Annotated in this window: 15 protein-coding genes; 12 read left to right on the forward strand and 3 right to left on the reverse strand. The window is 69.8% G+C overall.

The annotated features are described in order from the left end of the window. Positions 1 to 2: 2 nt before the first annotated feature. The gene (locus M0G41_RS13400) at positions 3 to 680 is read right to left on the reverse strand and encodes a response regulator (RefSeq protein ID WP_248210239.1); all 678 of its coding nucleotides are present in this window, start codon (positions 678 to 680) and stop codon (positions 3 to 5) included. A gap of 135 nt (positions 681 to 815) precedes the next feature. On the opposite strand from M0G41_RS13400, the gene M0G41_RS13405 reads away from it, so the two are divergent. The 3 genes from M0G41_RS13405 to M0G41_RS13415 all read left to right on the forward strand — a co-directional run bounded on the left by M0G41_RS13405 (position 816) and on the right by M0G41_RS13415 (position 6,173). Beyond that, positions 816 to 2,510: a 3-hydroxybutyrate oligomer hydrolase family protein gene (locus M0G41_RS13405; RefSeq protein WP_248210240.1), complete on the forward strand. Its 1,695-nt coding sequence runs from the start codon at positions 816 to 818 to the stop codon at positions 2,508 to 2,510. A gap of 81 nt (positions 2,511 to 2,591) precedes the next feature. Next, entirely contained in the window at positions 2,592 to 4,658 is a 2,067-nt protein-coding gene (locus M0G41_RS13410) for a S9 family peptidase (RefSeq protein ID WP_248210241.1), read from the forward strand. A gap of 54 nt (positions 4,659 to 4,712) precedes the next feature. Then, positions 4,713 to 6,173, forward strand: a complete 1,461-nt coding sequence (locus M0G41_RS13415) for a lytic transglycosylase domain-containing protein (protein ID WP_248210249.1) — start codon at positions 4,713 to 4,715, stop codon at positions 6,171 to 6,173. A gap of 183 nt (positions 6,174 to 6,356) precedes the next feature. On the opposite strand, the gene asd is transcribed toward M0G41_RS13415, so the two are convergent. Beyond that, positions 6,357 to 7,220, reverse strand: a complete 864-nt coding sequence (gene asd / locus M0G41_RS13420) for an archaetidylserine decarboxylase (protein WP_248210250.1) — start codon at positions 7,218 to 7,220, stop codon at positions 6,357 to 6,359. Then, positions 7,217 to 7,879, reverse strand: a complete 663-nt coding sequence (locus M0G41_RS13425) for an SCO family protein (RefSeq protein ID WP_248210251.1) — start codon at positions 7,877 to 7,879, stop codon at positions 7,217 to 7,219. The genes asd and M0G41_RS13425 overlap by 4 nt, the downstream gene beginning before the upstream one ends. Positions 7,880 to 7,977: 98 nt before the next feature. Between M0G41_RS13425 and prmB the strand changes: the two genes are divergently transcribed. From prmB to accD, 9 genes are all read left to right on the forward strand, one after another. Beyond that, positions 7,978 to 8,895, forward strand: coding sequence for a 50S ribosomal protein L3 N(5)-glutamine methyltransferase (gene prmB, locus M0G41_RS13430; RefSeq protein ID WP_248210255.1), 918 nt, complete (start codon positions 7,978 to 7,980; stop codon positions 8,893 to 8,895). Positions 8,896 to 8,928: 33 nt separating this feature from the next. After that, positions 8,929 to 10,026, forward strand: a complete 1,098-nt coding sequence (gene aroC, locus M0G41_RS13435) for a chorismate synthase (RefSeq protein ID WP_248210257.1) — start codon at positions 8,929 to 8,931, stop codon at positions 10,024 to 10,026. Between the two features lie 13 nt (positions 10,027 to 10,039). Then, positions 10,040 to 11,053, forward strand: coding sequence for an aspartate-semialdehyde dehydrogenase (locus M0G41_RS13440; protein ID WP_248210259.1), 1,014 nt, complete (start codon positions 10,040 to 10,042; stop codon positions 11,051 to 11,053). A gap of 103 nt (positions 11,054 to 11,156) precedes the next feature. After that, entirely contained in the window at positions 11,157 to 13,697 is a 2,541-nt protein-coding gene (locus tag M0G41_RS13445; RefSeq protein WP_248210260.1) for a motility hub landmark protein FimV, read from the forward strand. A 91-nt stretch (positions 13,698 to 13,788) separates the two neighbouring features. Then, positions 13,789 to 14,553, forward strand: coding sequence for a tRNA pseudouridine(38-40) synthase TruA (gene truA / locus M0G41_RS13450; RefSeq protein ID WP_248210261.1), 765 nt, complete (start codon positions 13,789 to 13,791; stop codon positions 14,551 to 14,553). Next, positions 14,550 to 15,209 carry a phosphoribosylanthranilate isomerase gene (locus M0G41_RS13455; RefSeq protein WP_248210262.1) on the forward strand — a complete coding sequence of 220 codons (660 nt, stop codon included), beginning with the start codon at positions 14,550 to 14,552 and terminating at the stop codon, positions 15,207 to 15,209. Before truA ends, M0G41_RS13455 begins: the two co-directional genes overlap by 4 nt. 5 nt (positions 15,210 to 15,214) lie before the next feature. Further along, complete coding sequence (trpB, locus tag M0G41_RS13460; protein ID WP_248210435.1) at positions 15,215 to 16,429, forward strand: tryptophan synthase subunit beta; 1,215 nt, start codon at positions 15,215 to 15,217, stop codon at positions 16,427 to 16,429. Between the two features lie 250 nt (positions 16,430 to 16,679). After that, positions 16,680 to 17,489 (forward strand): tryptophan synthase subunit alpha, encoded by an 810-nt coding sequence (gene trpA, locus M0G41_RS13465; RefSeq protein ID WP_248210263.1) that lies wholly within the window; start codon positions 16,680 to 16,682, stop codon positions 17,487 to 17,489. A gap of 51 nt (positions 17,490 to 17,540) precedes the next feature. After that, positions 17,541 to 18,416 carry an acetyl-CoA carboxylase, carboxyltransferase subunit beta gene (gene accD, locus M0G41_RS13470; RefSeq protein WP_248210264.1) on the forward strand — a complete coding sequence of 292 codons (876 nt, stop codon included), beginning with the start codon at positions 17,541 to 17,543 and terminating at the stop codon, positions 18,414 to 18,416. The last annotated feature ends 2 nt before the right edge of the window (positions 18,417 to 18,418 follow it).

Here is an 18,418-nt window from a genome sequence, read left to right on the forward strand (position 1 = left end):
GGCTAGGCGGGCGCGTCGCGCTGTGCCGGGACCAGATCACGAAGCTGCAGGGACTTCAGCAGCACACCAGCCTGGGTGCGGTTGCGCACGTCGAGCTTTTCGAACAGCGCGCTGAGATGGGCCTTGACCGTGCGCTCGGAGATGCCGAGCACGTCGGCGATCTGCTTGTTGAGCCGACCCTCGGCGACCAGGGTCAGGACCTTGAACTGCTGCGGAGTGAGCTGGGCGAGCCGGGCGGCGGTGCGATCATCGTCATCGTCGGACGCGGGGAGGGCGCCGAGGCGGTCGGCGAGGTCATCGGGCAGGTACTCGCCGCCGTCGAGCAGGGTGCGCAGGGCGGCGTGCAGCTGGTCGCCGTCGGATCGCTTCGGAATGTAGCCAGCCGCACCGTAGGCCATCGCCCGCCGCACGGTTTCCGGCTCGTCGTCCGCAGAGATCATTGCCACCGCCACCGCCGGGTGTGCGGCGCGCAGGGTGGCAAGTCCCATCAGGCCGTGGCTGTCGGGCATGTGCAGGTCGAGCAGGACGAGGTCGATACCGGGGCGGGCATCGAGCACCGCCTGGGCGCTCGCCAGCGAGCCCGCCTCGAGCACTTCGGTGTCGGCTTCCAGCGCCTTGACCGCCTGGGCCAGCGCGGCGCGGAACAGCGGGTGGTCGTCTGCGATGAGGATGTGGATCACGGCCGGGTCCGTGGCGGGCTGCGGCAACCTTAGCAAGTCGGGCAGGGCGTCGACCTGTACCAAGGTACGATGCCCGGCCGGCCGCGGTGCCACTACGGTCGCGGCAGGGCGACTGGATCGAGGCGAGGGTGCGGCATGCGAGGGTTTCCGGGATCACAGGGCGTCGCGACGTTATTGTTTGCGGCCCTGCTCTGCATGCTGCAGGCCGGCTGCGCCACGACCGTCCGCCACGACGGCCCGACGCCGCTCGCCCAGCGTCTGACCCAGCACGCGGGCGACGATGACCTGCTGACCGCCGGTCTGGGCTGGGAGGGACTGGCCTCGCCGACGCCGCCGCCCTTCGACGGCAGCGCCGCGTCCCTGCGCCGCCGTGCCGTGTGGACCAACTGGCGCGGGATCACGACGATTTCCGAAGCCGGGCTTGGCTCCGGCCGGCTCGCCCAGGGGGCGGTGCCGGGTCGTGAACTGCATGCGCTGCTCGAACTGGATCGGGGTCGGCATCGGCATCGGGTGATGCTGCAGCTGCCGCAGTCTTTCGATGCCGGCCGGCCGTGCCTGGTGGTCTCGGCCAGCTCCGGATCGCGCGGCATCTACGGGGCCATCGCGCTGGCCGGCGGCTGGGGACTGCCGCGCGGTTGCGCGATCGCCTACACCGACAAGGGGGCCGGCAGTGACTGGATCGCCCCCGGTCGGCTCAACGGGCCGGCGCTGGATGGCAGCCCGGCCGGTGCGGAAGATGAAGCCGTACGTTATGAGCTTGAGTCGCCGATGAGACACGTGGCGATTCCGCATGCGCATTCGGCGATGCACCCGGAGTCGGCCTGGGGCGAGTACGTCCGCCAGGCGGCGCTATGGGCCAGGGCCCAGATCGGCGCCCTGGTGCCGGCGACCCGCGAGGTGTCCGCGGATCGCTGGCGCATCATCGCCACCGGCGTGTCCAACGGCGCCGGAGCCGTGCTGCAGGCCGCCGCCCTCGACTGGCCGGTGAATGCGGTGGTGGCCGTCTCCCCCAACGTATTGCCGCACGAGGGCGGCCGCGCGCTGTATGACTACGCCACCGAGGCTGCGCTTTGGATGCCCTGTGCTGCGGCGGCACCGCAGCTGGCCAAGGCCCTGCTTGGAGTGGATCCGGCAGCGGCCGCGGCCCGCTGCCGAAGCCTGCAACGGGCCGGATGGCTGCAGACATCGGAGGGCGGCTCGGCGGCCGAGGCGGCCTATGCCCGGCTGCGCGCAGCCGGCTGGTCGGTGGCTGCGCTGGAGGCGGCCGTGGCCAGCACTCGCCTCGACCTGTGGCGGGCAGTGGGCGCGGGCTACGCCAGCGCCTACCTGCGGCGTGGGCCCGACAGCATGCCCTGCGGCTATGCCTACACGATGGGCGAGGGTGCCGATCCGGCGCTGTGGTGGTCGGACAGCAGCGGCATCCCGCCCGGCAATGGCGTCCTGCTGGCCTCACCGCCCGGGGAGGGTGAGGATCCCGATTTCCCGGGGCTACAGTGCCTGCGATCCCTCTGGACCGGCGACAGCGCCGATGCGCGCGCCCTGCGCCTGGCCGTCGAAGAGACCCGCGCCGGCCGCCTGGCCGAGGGCCGACCGCTGTGGCTGTTGCACGGCGCCGAGGACGGACTGGTGCCTGCCGCCTTCAGCGCCGAGGCCTATCGCGATGCGAATGCCGGAAGCCCGGCACTGCGCTTCCGCCTGCTGCCGCGCGCACAGCACTTCGATTCGCTGCTGGGCCTGCCCGCCGCCGCAGCGCGGTACGAAGCCCTGATGCCGGCGGCCTATGCGGCGCTGGACGAGGCCTGGGCATCGCTCGCTCCGGACGGGGACTAGATCGGCCTGGCGCAGTGTGCTGGCGCCCCGTCTCGCCACCGTGATCGGCCACTCGGTAGGATCGAGGATCGTTCCGTTGCCATGAGATCTTCGATGCCCTACCGAAGCCTGCTCCTGCTCGCCCTTGCGCTGTCGGCGCCGCTGGCTGCCAGGCCGGCCTTCGCGCCGATGGATGTGTTCGCCCTGCAGTGGGCGGAGTCCCCGGCGGTGGCCCCGGACGGGCGCAGCGCGATCTATCAGCGAAGCTTCTTCGACCGGCAGAAGGACCAGCGGCGCAGCAATCTTTGGTGGATCGACCTGCGCAGCGGCGAGCAGCGGCCGCTGACCACCGGCGACCGCAACGACGCGGGCGTTGCCTGGTCGCCGGACGGTCGACGCATCGCCTTCGTCGGCAGCGACGGCGGCCGCAGCCAGATCTTCGTCCGCTGGCTGGACAGCGGCGCCACGGCCCGGCTGACCCAGCTCGAGCGATCGCCGGGGGCCCTGGTCTGGTCGCCCGACGGCAAGCGCATCGCCTTCACCCAGCGGGTCAGCGCGCAGACGACCACCCTGGCCAAGGACATGCCGCGACCGCCCTCGGGGGCGAAGTGGGCCGACCCGGTCAAGGTGATCGACACGTTCCGCTTCCGCTTCGACGGTGCCGGCTTCATCGAGCCGGGCTACAGCCACGTCTTCGTGGTCGACGCCGAGGGTGGCGCGCCGCGCCAGGTGACTCGCGGCGATTTCGATTTCTCCGGGCCGCTGTCCTTCAGCCCGGACGGAGAGTCGCTCTACCTCTCGGCCAATCCGGTCGAGGACGCCGACCATGATCCCATCGAGAGCGACCTGTATCGGGTCGAGGTGGCGACGGGCAAGCTGCACCGCCTGACCGATCGCGACGGCCCCGATGCCCGCCCGATGCTGTCCCCGGACGGCAAGTCGCTGGCCTATGTCGGCTTCGACGACCAGCGCCTTGGCTACCAGAACAGCGTGCTCTCGGTGCTCGACCTTGCATCCGGCGAGTCGCGGGCGCTGACCGGGTCGCTCGACCGCAGCATCGAGCAGATCGGCTGGGACGGTGACCGCGGCCTCTACTTCAGCTACGACGACCACGGCGTCACCCGGATCGGCTGGGTGGCCCGCCGAGGCGGCAAGCTGGAGCAGGTGGCCAGCGACCTTGGCGGCACGGCCATGGGCCGGCCCTATGACGGCGGCTCCTTCGACGTCGCCAGTGGGCAGGTGCTCTACACCCACAGCACGCCGTACCGACCGGCCGACCTCGCCGTCGTCAGCCGCGGTCGCGATCCGCGGGTGCTGACCGCGCTCAATGACACCCTGCTCGATGGCCGCGAGCTGGGCCGGGTCGAGACCCTGGAGTGGCAGTCCTCGCACGACGGGCGCCCGGTGCAGGGCTGGCTGGTCTATCCGCCCGGCTACGACCCGGCCAAGCGTTACCCGCTGCTGCTCGAGATCCACGGTGGTCCGTTCGCCAACTACGGCCCGCGCTTCGCCCCCGAGATCCAGATGTACGCCAGCAAGGGCTATCTGGTGCTCTACGCCAATCCGCGCGGCAGCACCAGCTACGGCGCCGAGTTCGCCAACCTCATCCACCACAACTATCCGGGCCAGGACTTCGACGACCTGATGAGCGGCGTCGATGCGGTCATCGCGCGCGGCATCGTCGACCAGGACAACCTGTTCGTGACCGGTGGCAGCGGCGGCGGCACCCTGACCGCCTGGATCGTCGGCCACACCGATCGCTTTCGCGCCGCGGTGGTCGCCAAGCCGGTGATCAACTGGTACAGCTTCGTGCTCACCGCCGATGCCTACGGTTACTTTTCGCAGTACTGGTTTCCCGGGCCACCGTGGGAGCACGCCGAGCACTACCTGAAGCGCTCGCCGATCAGCTACGTCGGCAAGGTCAGTACGCCGACCATGCTGATCACCGGCGAGGCCGACTACCGCACGCCGATGTCGGAGACCGAGCAGTACTACCAGGCGCTGAAGCTGCGCAAGATCGACACCGCCCTGGTGCGCATCCCCGGCGCTTCGCACTCGATCAACCGGCGTCCCAGCCAGATGATCGCCCAGGTGCTGAACACCTCGGGCTGGTTCGAGAAACACCGCGCGCCGGCCGGCAAGCAAGCCGAGGCCACCGCCGCGCGTTGATGACCCGCCCCCGGCCGGCTAGCCTTGCCGGCTGGACGGAACAGGAAACACACCATGCAGCGACTCTGCGTCGCCGTGCTGGTCGGCGTGCTCGCCGGCTGTGCGGCCCAGCCCCGGACGGCCTCGAATGCCGCCGTCTCGGCCCATGGCGCGGCCGAAGCCGCGGCCGAAGCCTGGCGCTCGGCGTTGGCCGAATGGCGCGCCCAGCGCAGCGCCGAGTCGGCGGCCCGCCTGCGCGACGCCGGGGCGGCCCTGCAGTCAGCGAACGAGGCCTGCGCGGCGCTGCCCGACTGCGACACCGCGCCGCTGCTGGCGCGCTACGCCGAACTGCTCTCGGCGCAGTCCGAGCTGCTCGTCCAGCACGACGAGGCCGGTCCGGATGCCCTCGCCCTGGAGGGCGAGGGCGGGGCCCTGGTGGAGGAGGGGCGCGTCGACCTGGCAGGGGGCCCGGAGGCCGAAATCGAGGGCCTGCAGGACAGCCTTGCCCTGCTCAAGGGACGCGACCTGCGCGAGCTGATCGCACTGAACGCGCCGGTCAAGGCGGCGCTCAACGAGTGGCTGACCTGGATGCGTCCGCAGCTTCTGGAGTCCTATGAGAACTACCAGTTCATGCGCCACCGCATGTGGCCCGAGTACGAGGCCGCCGGGCTGCCCGAGGCCCTGCTGTTCGGCATCCTGGCCAAGGAATCGGCGGGCAAGGTGCATGCGGTGTCGCGCGCCGGCGCCGCCGGTCCGCTGCAGTTCATGCCGGCGACTGGGGCCAGGCTGGGCCTTGGCCGCGACGCCGACGGCTTCGATCTGCGTTTCGACCCACAGATGTCGACCCGCGCCAATGTGCGCTACCTCAACGAGCGCTTCGCCGAGTTCAACAATGATCTGGCGCTGGCGCTCGCTGCCTACAACGGCGGCGAGGGCCGGGTCGGCCGGCTGGTGCGACAGCACGGGCGGAGGAGCTTCTGGGACGCCGGCATCAACCGCCAGCTTCCCAGCGAGACCCGCGACTATGTCCCGATGGTGCTGGCCGCGGCCTGGCTGTTCCTGCATCCCGAGGACTACGGCCTTGAACTGCCGCAGGTCGAGGTCGAGCCGGTTGCCCTGGTCCTTGAGCAGCCGGCCTCGCTGAACCAGCTGGCGATCTGTGTCGGCCAACGCGGCAGCCGCAGCGGCTGGTTCCGCGCCCTGCGCAACCTCAATCCGCGTCATCTTCCGCACACCGAGCTGGCCGCCGGCACCCGGCTTGAGGTCCCGGCCCAGGTCGCCGCCGGCTATCGCGAGGACTGCCTTGCCGGCGAGCTTGCCGAGGCCGCCCTCCAGCTGGCCAGCGCCGCCAAGCGGCACGACTCCGGCGCGGTGGCCGGCAGCTATACCGTGCGTCGCGGCGACACCCTGGCCTCGATCGCCCGACGGCATGGCTGCGACAGCCCCGAGTCGCTGGCCCGGGTCAATGGCATCAAGCCGCCGAGCTATCTGATTCGCCCCGGCCAGAGTCTGCGCCTGGCCGGCTGCCGCGGCTGAGGCCGGCGTCGCATCGGCCTCACGGCCGGGTTGGGCGCAGAGTGCGCATTCGCCCCGGTCCCATTGTAGGAGCCAGCTTGCTGGCGATCGTCCCTTCCGAGGTGCCTATCGCCAGCAAGCTGGCTCCACATGTTGGATTTGCGTAATGTCCGGTTTGCGCCCGAACCGGCGGCCCGCCGCGGCTCAGCTGGCCGCGGCGCCAGCGTTCATCCGGGTCGCGAATCCTTCGCCGACCCGGGTCGGCTGCTTGTGCTCCATCGGATCCATCACCACGGCGCCGGCGGGCAGCAGGACGATCACGGTCGAGCCGTAGTTGAAGCGGGCCATCTCGGCAAAACGCTCGAGGCGGATGCCTCGCTCGCGCCAGTCCTTGCGGTTCGGCGCGCTGGCATAGGGAGGGATTTCCTCGCCGCCCCAGACCGTCTCGACGCCGGAGACCAGCATCGCCCCGACCATGACCACGGCCATCGGTCCGAAATCGGTCTCGAAGCGGCAGACCAGGCGCTCATTGCGGGCGAACAGACGGGGGATCGCCTCCACCGGGCCGGGCGCCACGCTGAACAGTCGCCCCGGAATGTGCAGGGTCTCGATCAGGGTGCCGGTCCAGGGCATGTGGACCCGGTGGTAGTCGCGCGGCGACAGATAGACGTTGAGGAAGTCGCCGCCGGCGAAGCGCTGGGCGTAGTCGGCATCGCCGAGCAGTTCGGCGGCCGTGAAGCTCTGCCCCTTGGCCTGGAAGATCCGACCCTCGGAGTCGATGGATCCGGCCTGTGAAACCTTGCCGTCCGCCGGATGCGCCAGCCGCTCGGGCTGGGCCGGCGCGCTGCGAACGCCGTCCTTCAGGGCCCGGGTGAAGAAGGCATTGAAGCTGGGGTAGGCAGTGGGGTCGGAATTGGCTGCCTCGTTCATGTCCACACCGAAATGGCGGATCACGGTGTCGATCAGGGTCTGCTTCAGCCAGCGCTGGCGGCTGCGGGCGACGCGGTAGGCGAGGGAGGACAGCAGGCGGTGGGGCAGCAGGTACTGCGCCAGGATCCCCGGACTCATGCGCCGGCCTGCATCAGCAGGGCGAGGTCGGCGGCGATCTTCTGCGGGTCGAGCGGCGGCCGCATGACGGCCACCAGCCGGCCCTCGGGATCGATGACCGCCAGCGAGGAACTGTGGTCGACGGTGTAGTCGCCACCCTCGACCGGGGTCTGCATGTAAACCATGCCCAGGCTGCGGGTGAACGGCAGCAGGCGCTCGTGGTCGGCGGTGGCGGCAAGGAAATCGTTGCCGAAGAAGCGCGCGTACTCGGCCGCCGTCTCCGGGCTGTCGCGCTCGGGGTCGACCGAGACAAAGAGCACCTGGGGGCGCTCGGCAGGCGCCCGGTCGGCGAAGGGCTTGGTCGCCTGGCCGAGGGTGCTGAGGGTGGTGGGGCAGATGTCGGGGCAGTGGGTGAAGCCGACGAAGACGATGTTCCAGCGCCCGGCCAGCTGCTCGCTGCCGACCTTGGCCCCGTCGGGACCGTCCAGCGCAAAGGCCGGCACCGGACGAGGTTGCGGGTAGACCAGGGTGCCCTGCAGGCCCTCGATCCGGGGGGTGGCGGCGTCCGGCGCGAGGGTGCGCTGGGACAGCCAGAGGCCCAGCCCCGCGGCGAGCGCGGCGGCAAGGATGGCGAGGAAGGACAGCTTGGCGCTGCCGCCGGTTCGGGTGCGGTTGTTCATGACGAGATTATAGGGAAGCGGGCGTGATTCCGGCCCCCATCCGCTTGGAACGCGCCGCGATCTTCTATACTCCGGCCGTTTGCAGCGCCGGCCACCGAATGAGCACCGATCTCAAGACCATCATCGACCTGATCCGCTTCGGCGGCAGCCGTTTCAACGAAGCCGGTCTGACCTTCGGCCACAGCTACGACAATGCGCTCGACGAGGCGACCCAGCTGGTGCTGCACGCCCTGCACCTGCCGCACGACCTCAATCCCATGTATGGGCAGTCGCGGGTCACCGCCGAGGAGCGGGCCAACGTGCTGGCCCTGTTCGAGCGGCGCATTGCCGAGCGCATCCCTGCCGCCTACCTCACCGGCGAGGCCTGGTTTGCTGGACTCAGCTTCAAGACCGACCGCCGCGCCCTGGTGCCCCGCTCGCCGATCGCCGAACTGATCGAGGCCGGGTTCGAGCCGTGGATCGGCGGGCTGCAGGTTCAGCGCGCGCTCGATCTGTGCACTGGCTCTGGCTGTATCGGCATCGCCATGGCCCACCATCAGCCGGACTGGGAGGTGGACTGCGTGGACCTGTCCCCGGAGGCGCTTGCGCTTGCCGAGGAGAACGTCAAGCGCCTGCACGTCGAGGAGCGCGTGCGCCTGCTGCGTGGCGACCTGTTCGCCCCGGTCGCCGGCGAGGTCTACGAGCTGATCGTCTCCAACCCGCCTTATGTGACCCACGACGAGGTCGACGCCCTGCCGGCGGAGTACCGTTTCGAACCGGAGCTCGGCCTGCGTGCCGGCGACGATGGCCTTGACCTCGCCCTGCGGATCCTTCGAGATGCGCCGGAGCATCTCGCACCCGGTGGCCTGCTGGTTGTCGAGGTCGGCGAGAGCGAGCGGGCGCTGGTCAGGCTGCTGCCGGATGTGCCCTTCGCCTGGATCGAGTTCAAGGTCGGCCAGATGGGCATCTTCGCCATCGGTCGCGAGGACCTGGTCGAGCACGCGGAGGCGATCCGCGCGCTGGCCGACGCGCGCTAGGACACCGGAACCAACCAGGCTAGGGAGCAGCAGATGGCGGGCAACACCTTCGGCACGATGCTTGCGGTGACCACCTTCGGTGAGAGCCATGGTCCGGCCATAGGCTGCGTGATCGACGGCTGTCCGCCCGGAGTGGCGATCGCGCCCGAGGACTTCCGCGCCGACCTCGAGCGGCGCGCGACCGGTCGCTCCCGGCACACCTCGCAGCGCCGCGAGAAGGACGAGGTCGAGATCCTCTCCGGCGTCTACGAGGGCCGCACCACCGGCACCCCGATCGCCCTGCTGGTGCGCAACACCGATGCCCGCAGCAAGGACTACGCTGACATCGAGGACAGCTTCCGGCCCTCGCATGCCGACTACACCTACTGGCAGAAGTACGGCATCCGCGATCCGCGCGGCGGTGGCCGCTCCTCTGCACGCGAGACCACGATGCGGGTGGCTGCCGGCGTGATCGCCAAGCGCTGGCTGGCCGAGCAGTTCGGGATCAGCGTGCGCGGACACCTTTCGCAGCTCGGCGAGCTGCAGCCGCGCGGCTTCGACTGGGATGTGGTCGAGGACAACCCCTTCTTCTGGCCCGATGCCTCGATGGTCGAGGAGCTCGAGCGCTACATGGATGCCCTGCGCAAGTCCGGAGATTCGGTCGGTGCGCGGGTCACGGTCATCGCCCAGGGCGTGCCGCCGGGCTGGGGCGAGCCGGTCTACGGCAAGCTCGACGCCGAGATCGCCCAGGCCCTGATGAGCATCAACGCGGTCAAGGGCGTCGAGGTCGGCGCCGGTTTCGACTGCGTCCACCAGCTTGGCACCGAACACCGTGACGAGATGACTCCGGACGGCTTCCTCAGCAACAACGCAGGCGGCATCCTGGGCGGCATCTCCAGCGGCCAGGACGTCGTCTGCTCGCTGGCCCTGAAGCCGACCTCCAGCCTTCGTCTGCCCGGGCGTTCGATCAATCGCGCCGGCGAGGCGGTCGAGGTGGTGACCAAGGGTCGCCACGATCCCTGCGTCGGCATCCGCGCCACGCCGATCGCCGAGGCCATGGTCGCGCTGGTGCTGATGGACCACGCGCTCCGCCACCGTGGCCAGTGCGCCGATGTGGGCGAGATTTCGCCGCGAATTCCTTCCCAAGCTTGAGTGTGCTGATCCGATGAATGCCCGACCGCGTATCGCCATCGCCGGTGCCACCGGCGCCGTCGGTGAAACCCTGCTGGAGATCCTCGCCGAGCGGAATTTCCCGTTCGCCGACCTGGTGCCGCTGGCCAGCGAGCGCAGTGCCGGCGGCAAGGTCCGCTGCGGCAGCCGCGAGTTCACCGTGCAGGAGCTCGAGAAATTCGACTTCAAGGGCATCGACATCGCCTTCTTCTCGGCCGGCGGCAAGGTCTCGAAGGTGCACGCACCGCGCGCCGCGGCGGCCGGCGCGGTGGTCATCGACAACACCTCGGAGTTCCGCTACGACGCCGACGTGCCGCTCGTGGTCTCCGAGGTGAACCCGGAGGCGATCGGCCAGCGCCCGCGAGGGATCATCGCCAACCCGAACTGCTCGACCATGCAGCTGATGGTCGTGCTCAAGCCGATTCACGACGCCGTCGGCATCGAGCGCATCAACATCGCCACCTACCAGTCGGTGTCCGGGGCCGGCCGCTCGGCGATGGAGGAGCTCGGCAAGCAGACCGCGGCCATGCTCAGCTTCCAGGATCCCGAGCCCCAGCGCTTCCCGGTGCAGATCGCCTTCAACGTCATTCCGCACATCGACGACTTCCAGGACAACGGCTACACCAAGGAAGAGATGAAGCTGGTCTGGGAGACCCGCAAGATCCTCGGCGACGAGTCGATCCAGGTGAACCCGACCGCGGTGCGCGTGCCGGTGTTCTACGGCCACGCGGAGGCGGTGCACCTTGAAACCCGCGACAAGATCAGCGCCGAACGGGCCCGGGAACTGATCGCCGGGGCACCGGGCGCGGTGATCGTCGACGATCGCAGGCCGGGAGGCTATCCGACGCCGGTGACCCATGCCGCCGGCAAGGATCCGGTCTACGTCGGCCGCATCCGCGAGGACATCTCGCATCCGCGCGGTCTGGCGCTTTGGGTGGTGGCCGACAACATCCGCAAGGGGGCGGCGCTCAATGCCGTGCAGATTGCCGAGATATTGGTGAATTCCTAAACGTCATCTATAGTTAGCTACGCGTTGTCAAGCCGTTTCTAGGTTTCACGGACGAATTACGTGTGCAGGGCGGGAGGCGCCCGGCGCTCGGGGGAGATGCCTGATGTTGAAGAATCAACGCCTTACGCTTGCCTTGGCCCTGGCACTGGGGAGCAGCCACGCGCTGGCCCTGGGCCTTGGCAGCATCGACGTGCGGACCCGGCTCAATGAGCCGCTGGTCGCCGAGATTCCCATCGTCGGCAGTTCGCAGGCCGAACTGGCCGAGCTGCGCGTGAGGCTGGCCTCGCCCGAGGCTTTCGAGCGGATCGGCCTTGACCGGCCGGCGATCCTTGCCGCCAATCTTGAGTTCTCGGTGGACAACCAGGGCGCCCGCCCGGTGATCCGGGTGACCACGCCGAGCAAGATCCGCGATCCCTACCTGAACTTCCTGCTCGAGGTGGAGTGGGGTAGGGGGCGCGTGCTTCGCGAGTACACCGTCCTGCTCGACCCGCCGGTGACAGCGGTCTCCCGCGTCACCCCGGCGCCGCAGGTGCCGAGCGTCGCGCAGACCGCGCCGGTCCTGCCCGCGGAGCCGGCCACCCCGGTGGAACCGCTGGAGGCGCCGCCGCCGATCCGTGAGCCGGTCGCGCCGCCCGCTGCCACCCAGCCGACCGCGCCACCCCCGCAGCCCGCCGCCGTGCAGCAGCCCGCACTGCCGGTGCAGCCGGCTCCGCTGCCGCCTCCGGCGCCGCCGGCCCAGCCGCGTCAGGACAATTACGGTCCGGTTCGCGACGGTGAGACCCTGTGGTCGATCGCCGAGTTCGTGCGGCCGAACGACACGGTGTCGATGAACCAGGTGATGCTGGCCCTGCTGGCCGCCAATCCCGATGCCTTCATCGACCAGAACATCCATCGCCTGAAGCGCGGTGCGGTGCTGCGGATCCCCACCGCCGACGAGGTGCGCGCGGTGGCAGAGCAGGCCGCTGCCTCCCAGGTCATCGAGCAGACCCGCGAGTGGCGCGCGCGCAGCGGTGCGATCGAGCAGCCGGCCGGCCAGGCGCGCACCGGGCAGACTGCCAGCGCCGCCGCCGATTCGGCCGATTCGCGTCTCGAGCTGGTGCCGCCGGCGGGTGAGCAGGCCTCGCGGGCGCAGTCCGGGGCTGCGCAGGGCGGAGAGGGTACCGAGCTTCGCGCCGACCTCAACCGGGCCCGCGAGCAGGTCACTGCACTGCAGCAGGAAAACCGTGAACTGCGTTCGCGGGTCGACGATCTGGAGCAGATCGACACCGATGCCAAGCGACTGATCGAGCTCAAGGATTCCGAACTCGCCGCGGCCCAGGCGCGGGTCGCCGAGCTGGAGCAGGCTCTTGCCGCGGCTGGCCGGTCGGCCGCAGCGCCGGCCGAGGTCGACCAGCCGGCGCAGCCGCCGGCCGAGGCCTTGCCCGCCGAGGTTGCCCAGGTGGACCCTGCCCTGGTCGATCCCGCGGCCGAGGCCGGCGAGGAGGCCCCGGCTGAATCGATTGACGGCATCGACCCCGCCGCCGAAGCGCCTGCAGAGGCACTGCCGTCCGAGGCACTGCCGTCCGAGGCATTGCCGGCCCCCGATTCGGCTCCAGCCGAGCGTGCCCCGATCGAGACCGCGCCGGCCGAGCCGGTGGCCGAGCCCTGGTACCGCAACCCGCTGATCCTCGGCGGCGGTCTGGGCGTGCTGCTGCTGGGCGGACTGCTTGCCTGGTTTGCCTCGCGCGGCAAGAAGGCCTCGCCGGCCAGGCCCGTGCGCGGCGGCAGCGTCGCCGACAGCTTCGCCGCCGGTCCGGTCAGCGGCGCCGCGGTCGCGGCCGCCGGATCAGAAGAGGATGCCGAGGCCCAGATCCTGGTCGATGCCATCGCCGAGCAGCCGGATGACCTCAACCGGCACCTCGCCCTGGTCCGCCACTATTACGAGCAGCGCGACGCGTCCGGCTTCGAGGGCGCTGCAGAGGCGATGTACGCCCAGCTGTTCGACCCCGAGGACCTGTCCTGGAAGCAGGTGCTGGTCATGGGCCGCGACCTGCTGCCCGACCACCCGCTGTTCGCGGCGGGCGCCGACGAGACTGAATCGTCCGAGGAGGACAGCACGTCCTACCGTCAGGACCTCGAGCTCGCCGACGAGGACGTCACCGACTCGCTGGACGAGCCGCAGCCGGCGCGCGACGGCGAGATCGAGTGGGAAGCTCCCGGCGCCGTCTCCGGCGGCGACGACGAGGAAGGTTACGGTGCCCCGGAAGCCGCAGCGGCGGACGATGCCGACACCACCCAGACCTTCAGCCTGGACGACATCAACCGCATGGTCGAAGAGGACAACATCGACCAGGACAACGCGGTCACCGAGGAGATTCCCTCGGTGCCGGACGGTCTGCCGGGCGATATGGACGACGCCGAACTGGCGGCCTCCGACGGCGGCGAGCCGCCTCCGCTGACCGATCTCGACTTCGACGGCGACGCCGAGCTGGCCGATGCCAATATCGATGCCGACGACGCCGCCGCCACCAAGCTCGAGCTGGCCCGCGCCTACCTCGACATGGGCGATGTCGAAGGTGCCCGCGGCATGCTCGAGGAGGTGGTCAACGAGGGCAATGCCGGTCAGCGCTCCGAGGCCAAGCGGCTGCTCGACGAGATCCGCTGAGCGGCGGTCATGACACCCTGCGACGCCCGGCCCCGGCCGGGCGTCGCCTTTTCCGGCAGCGCAGCCGCGCTGTCGATGGAACACCCGCTGCATGCGACTTGCCCTTGGCATCGAGTACGACGGCACCGACTTCCTGGGCTGGCAGAGGCTGAGCCACGGACGCACCGTGCAACAGGTGCTGGAGGCGGCCCTGGGCAAGGTGGCCCATGCTCCGATCGAGGTGACCTGTGCGGGGCGCACCGACTCGGGCGTGCACGCGCTGCAACAGGTGGTTCATTTCGATACTGAGGCCGAACGCAGCGACTATGGCTGGATGATGGGCTGCAACAGCCTGCTCCCGCGCGCTGCCGCAGTGCGCTGGGTGCGCCCGGTGGAGGGCGAGTTCCACGCCCGCTACAGCGCCACTTCGCGGCGCTATCGCTACCGCATCCTCAACCGGCCGGCACGGCCCGGCCTGCAGGCGCGCTTCCTGACCTGGGAGCGACGTCCGCTGGATGCCATCGCCATGCACCAGGCGGCCCAGGCGGTGGTCGGCGAGAACGATTTCTCGGCCTTCCGCACCGCGGCCTGCCAGGCCCCTCACGCCCGCCGGCGGATGATCGCCATCACGGTCGAACGCCAGGGCGAAGAGGTGCGCATCGACGTGGAAGCCAATGCCTTCCTTCACCACATGGTCCGCAACCTGGTCGGCAGCCTGCTGCCGATCGGCCGCGGCGAACGGCCTGTCGAATGGATGGCCGAACTGCTGGCCGGTCGCGACCGCAGCGTCGCCGGGCCGACGGCTCCCGCCGAGGGGCTCTGCTTTATCGGCCCGCGCTATCCAGACCGTTTCGGCATTCCGGAGCCCACGCCATGAGCGCCCGCCGCACGCGGATCAAGTTCTGCGGCATGACCCGCCCGGAGGACATCGCCCTCGCAGTCAGCCTTGGCGTCGACGCTATCGGGCTTATCCTGGTCCCGGCCAGCCCGCGGGCGCTGGACCTTGCGCGGGCGGTCGACCTTCGCCGCACGATCCCGCCCCTGGTCACCTGCGTGGCCCTTGTCCGTGATGCCGAACCGGCCTTCGTTGCCGATGTGGTCGAGCGTTTGCGCCCCGACCTGCTCCAGTTCCACGGCCGTGAGCCGGCGGCGGACTGCCGCCGCGCCGGCCTGCGCTATCTGAAGGCGATCCCGATGGGCGACCCGGCGGCCGGCCTGCGCATGCTGGATGATCACACATCGGCGGCCGGATATGTGTTTGACTCGCACGGCGTGGATGGCATCGGCGGAACCGGGCGGGTGTTCGACTGGAACCTGATCCCCGCCGGCGCGCGTCGATGCGCGATACTCGCCGGAGGGCTCGAGCCCGGCAACGTCGGCGACGCAGTGCGCGCAGTGCGGCCCTTCGCGGTGGACGTATCCAGCGGCATCGAGGCCCAGCCCGGCGTGAAGTGTCCGCAGCGCATGCGGGATTTCGTCGCGCAGGTGCGCGGCGCGGACGAATCGGAACCAGATCAAGGAGCAGAACAGTGAACGCGGTGGCGAAGGACAATCTCGATTTCCATGCCTTTCCGGATGCGCGGGGCCATTTCGGGCGCTACGGCGGCACCTTCGTGCCTGAAACCCTGATCGGACCCCTCAAGGAGCTGGACGCCGCCTATCGGCGCTACTCGAAGGATCCCGAGTTCCTCGACGAGCTGGAGCGCGACCTCAAGCACTACGTTGGCCGGCCGAGCCCGATCTATCTCGCCGCGGGTCTGACCCGCCATGTCGGCGGCGCGAAGATCCTGCTCAAGCGGGAGGACCTGAACCACACCGGCGCGCACAAGATCAACAACACGATCGGTCAGGCCATGCTGGCCCAGCGCATGGGCAAGACCCGGATCATCGCCGAGACCGGTGCCGGCCAGCACGGTGTGGCCAGCGCCACGGTGGCCGCGCGGCTGGGCCTGAAGTGCGTGGTCTACATGGGCGCGGTCGACGTCGAGCGGCAGGCGATCAACGTCTACCGGATGAAGCTGCTCGGCGCCGAGGTGGTCCCGGTGCAGTCCGGCTCCAAGACCCTGAAGGACGCGCTGAACGAGGCGATGCGCGACTGGGTGACCAACGTCCGCGACACCTTCTACATCATCGGCACGGTGGCCGGGCCGCACCCCTATCCGACCCTGGTCCGCGACTTCAATGCGGTGGTCGGGCGCGAGGCGCGTGCGCAGATGCTCAGCGACTACGGCCGCTTGCCGGACGCCCTGGTCGCCTGCGTCGGCGGCGGGTCCAACGCGATCGGCATGTTCCACGCCTTCCTCAACGACCCCGGTGTGCGCATCGTCGGTGCCGAGGCGGCGGGCGAGGGCATCGGCAGCGGCATGCATGCCGCCTCGCTGGTCGCCGGTCGACCCGGTGTGCTGCACGGCAACCGGACCTACCTGCTCTGCGACGACGACGGCCAGATCATCGAGACCCATTCGGTCTCGGCCGGTCTCGATTATCCGGGCGTCGGCCCCGAGCACGCCTTCCTCAAGGACGCCGGCCGCGCCGAGTACGTCGGCATCACCGATGCCGAGGCGCTTGAAGCCTTTCACCTGCTGGCCCGCACCGAAGGCATCCTGGCTGCGCTGGAGTCCAGCCACGCCATTGCCCAGGCGATCAAGCTTGCCCGCGAGCTGCCCAAGGACGCCCTGGTGCTCTGCAACCTCTCCGGTCGCGGCGACAAGGACGTCCATACCATCGCCAAGCGCGAGGGGATCACGCTTTAGCTCAGGGTTCGGCCGCTGCGCGGCAACGGTGGCCCTGCCACCTGCGCCTTCGCTTCGCTCGGTCAGGGTTCGGCCGCTGCGCGGCAACGGTGGCTTTGCCACCTGCGCCTTCGCTTCGCTCGGTCAGGGCTTCGCGACAGGGGGCGTGGACGCCGGAGCGGGTCTCCCGCTGCGGTCAGGCGCGTCGTTCTCCGAGCGACCTGCGTGCCCTTTCGAATCACGAATCACAAATCACGAATCACGCCAAACAATGACCCGAATCGACCAACGCTTCTCCGAACTTGCCGCGCAGGGCCGCAAGGCCCTGGTGCCCTTCATCACCTGCGGTGATCCATCCCTCGAGGCCACGGTGCCGGTCATGCATGCCCTGGTCGGAGCCGGCGCGGACGTGATCGAGCTGGGCGTGCCGTTCTCCGATCCGCAGGCCGACGGCCCGGTGATCCAGCGCAGCAGCGAGCGGGCCCTGACCCGCAAGGTCGGGCTGCGCCAGGTGCTGGAATGCTGTCGGCGCTTTCGCGACGCTGACGCCAAGACTCCCGTGGTGCTGATGGGCTACCTGAACCCGATGGAGATCTTCGGCCTGGAGGCCTTCGCCAAGGCGGCGCGAGAGGCCGGGGTCGACGGCGTGCTGGTGGTCGATTGCCCGCCGGAAGAGGCGGAGTCGCTGAAGCAGACCCTGTCCGAGGCCGGCGTGCAGCTGATCCTGCTCGCTTCGCCGACCACCACAGACGAACGCCTGGCGCTCATCGGGGAGCTCTCCGAAGGCTATCTCTACTACGTCTCCTTCGCCGGCGTGACCGGCGCCAGCAGCCTCGACACGAACGAGGTTTCCGGCCGGGTCGATGCGGTCCGCGCCCACTGCCGGACTCCCATCGCAGTGGGCTTCGGAGTCAAGGACGGCGACAGCGCACGCCGCGCCGCCGAGCGCGCCGACGGTGTGGTGATCGGCAGCGCCCTGGTTGCCCATCTGGCCGAAGCCGGCGATCCGGAGTCGGCGGCCGACGCGGCCCGTGACTTCCTCGCCCCCATCCGCGCGGCGCTGGACGGCGCAAACGGCTAAACTCCCGGTCTTGGGCGCCTGCTGGCGCCGGGATTGGTCAGGGGGAGAACCTTGAGCTGGCTGCAGAAACTGATGCCTTCGCGCATCCGAACCGAGGGTGGCAACAAGCGCCAGGTGCCCGAAGGGCTGTGGGAGAAGTGCGAGGCCTGCACCGCGGTGCTCTACAAGCCCGAGATGGAGCGCAACCTGCACGTGTGTCCGAAGTGCGGTCACCACATGCAGATCGGCGCCCGCGAGCGCCTTGACGCGCTGTTCGACAAGGGCAGCGCGGTGGAGCTGGACGCCAACCTCGAGCCGGTCGATGCGCTGAAGTTCCGCGATTCCAAGAAGTACCCGGACCGCATCCGCGCCGCGCAGAAGCAGACCGGCGAAAAGGATGCGCTGATCAGCATGAGCGGCCGCCTGAAGGGCCTGCCGCTGACCGCCTGCGCGTTTGAGTTCAAGTACATGGGTGGCTCGATGGGCTCGGTGGTCGGCGAGAAGTTCGCCCGCGCCGCCGAGCATGCCCTGGCCGAGCGCACCTCCCTGGTCTGCTTCTCGGCCACCGGCGGCGCGCGCATGCAGGAGGGACTGCTGTCCCTGATGCAGATGGCCAAGAGCTCGGCGGCGCTCGGCCGCCTGCGCGCCGCTGGTCTGCCCTACATCTCGATCATGACCCACCCGACCACCGGGGGCGTCTCGGCCAGCCTCGCCATGCTCGGCGACATCAACATGGCCGAGCCCGGCGCCCTGATCGGCTTCGCCGGCCAGCGGGTGATCGAGCAGACCGTGCGCGAGACCCTGCCCGATGGCTTCCAGCGCGCGGAGTTCCTGCTCGACCATGGCGCCATCGATCAGATCGTCGACCGTCGTCAGCTGCGTGACCGTCTTGCCAGCCTGCTGGCCATGCTGAGCCGTGCCCAGCGCCCCGAAGCGAGCGGGGAATAGGC

Source organism: Pseudomarimonas salicorniae (assembly GCF_023156535.1).
GTDB lineage: Bacteria > Pseudomonadota > Gammaproteobacteria > Xanthomonadales > Xanthomonadaceae > Pseudomarimonas > Pseudomarimonas salicorniae.

Bases quoted from the DNA above. Each gene is read 5' to 3' on its own strand.
- M0G41_RS13440 (WP_248210259.1), top strand. From the start codon at position 10,040: ATGAATGCCCGACCGCGTATCGCCATCGCCGGTGCCACCGGCGCCGTC.
- asd (WP_248210250.1), bottom strand. From the start codon at position 7,220: ATGAGTCCGGGGATCCTGGCGCAGTACCTGCTGCCCCACCGCCTGCTG.
- M0G41_RS13410 (WP_248210241.1), top strand. From the start codon at position 2,592: ATGAGATCTTCGATGCCCTACCGAAGCCTGCTCCTGCTCGCCCTTGCG.
- truA (WP_248210261.1), top strand. From the start codon at position 13,789: ATGCGACTTGCCCTTGGCATCGAGTACGACGGCACCGACTTCCTGGGC.
- M0G41_RS13405 (WP_248210240.1), top strand. From the start codon at position 816: ATGCGAGGGTTTCCGGGATCACAGGGCGTCGCGACGTTATTGTTTGCG.
- aroC (WP_248210257.1), top strand. From the start codon at position 8,929: ATGGCGGGCAACACCTTCGGCACGATGCTTGCGGTGACCACCTTCGGT.
- M0G41_RS13425 (WP_248210251.1), bottom strand. From the start codon at position 7,879: ATGAACAACCGCACCCGAACCGGCGGCAGCGCCAAGCTGTCCTTCCTC.
- prmB (WP_248210255.1), top strand. From the start codon at position 7,978: ATGAGCACCGATCTCAAGACCATCATCGACCTGATCCGCTTCGGCGGC.
- M0G41_RS13415 (WP_248210249.1), top strand. From the start codon at position 4,713: ATGCAGCGACTCTGCGTCGCCGTGCTGGTCGGCGTGCTCGCCGGCTGT.
- trpA (WP_248210263.1), top strand. From the start codon at position 16,680: ATGACCCGAATCGACCAACGCTTCTCCGAACTTGCCGCGCAGGGCCGC.
- M0G41_RS13445 (WP_248210260.1), top strand. From the start codon at position 11,157: ATGTTGAAGAATCAACGCCTTACGCTTGCCTTGGCCCTGGCACTGGGG.
- M0G41_RS13455 (WP_248210262.1), top strand. From the start codon at position 14,550: ATGAGCGCCCGCCGCACGCGGATCAAGTTCTGCGGCATGACCCGCCCG.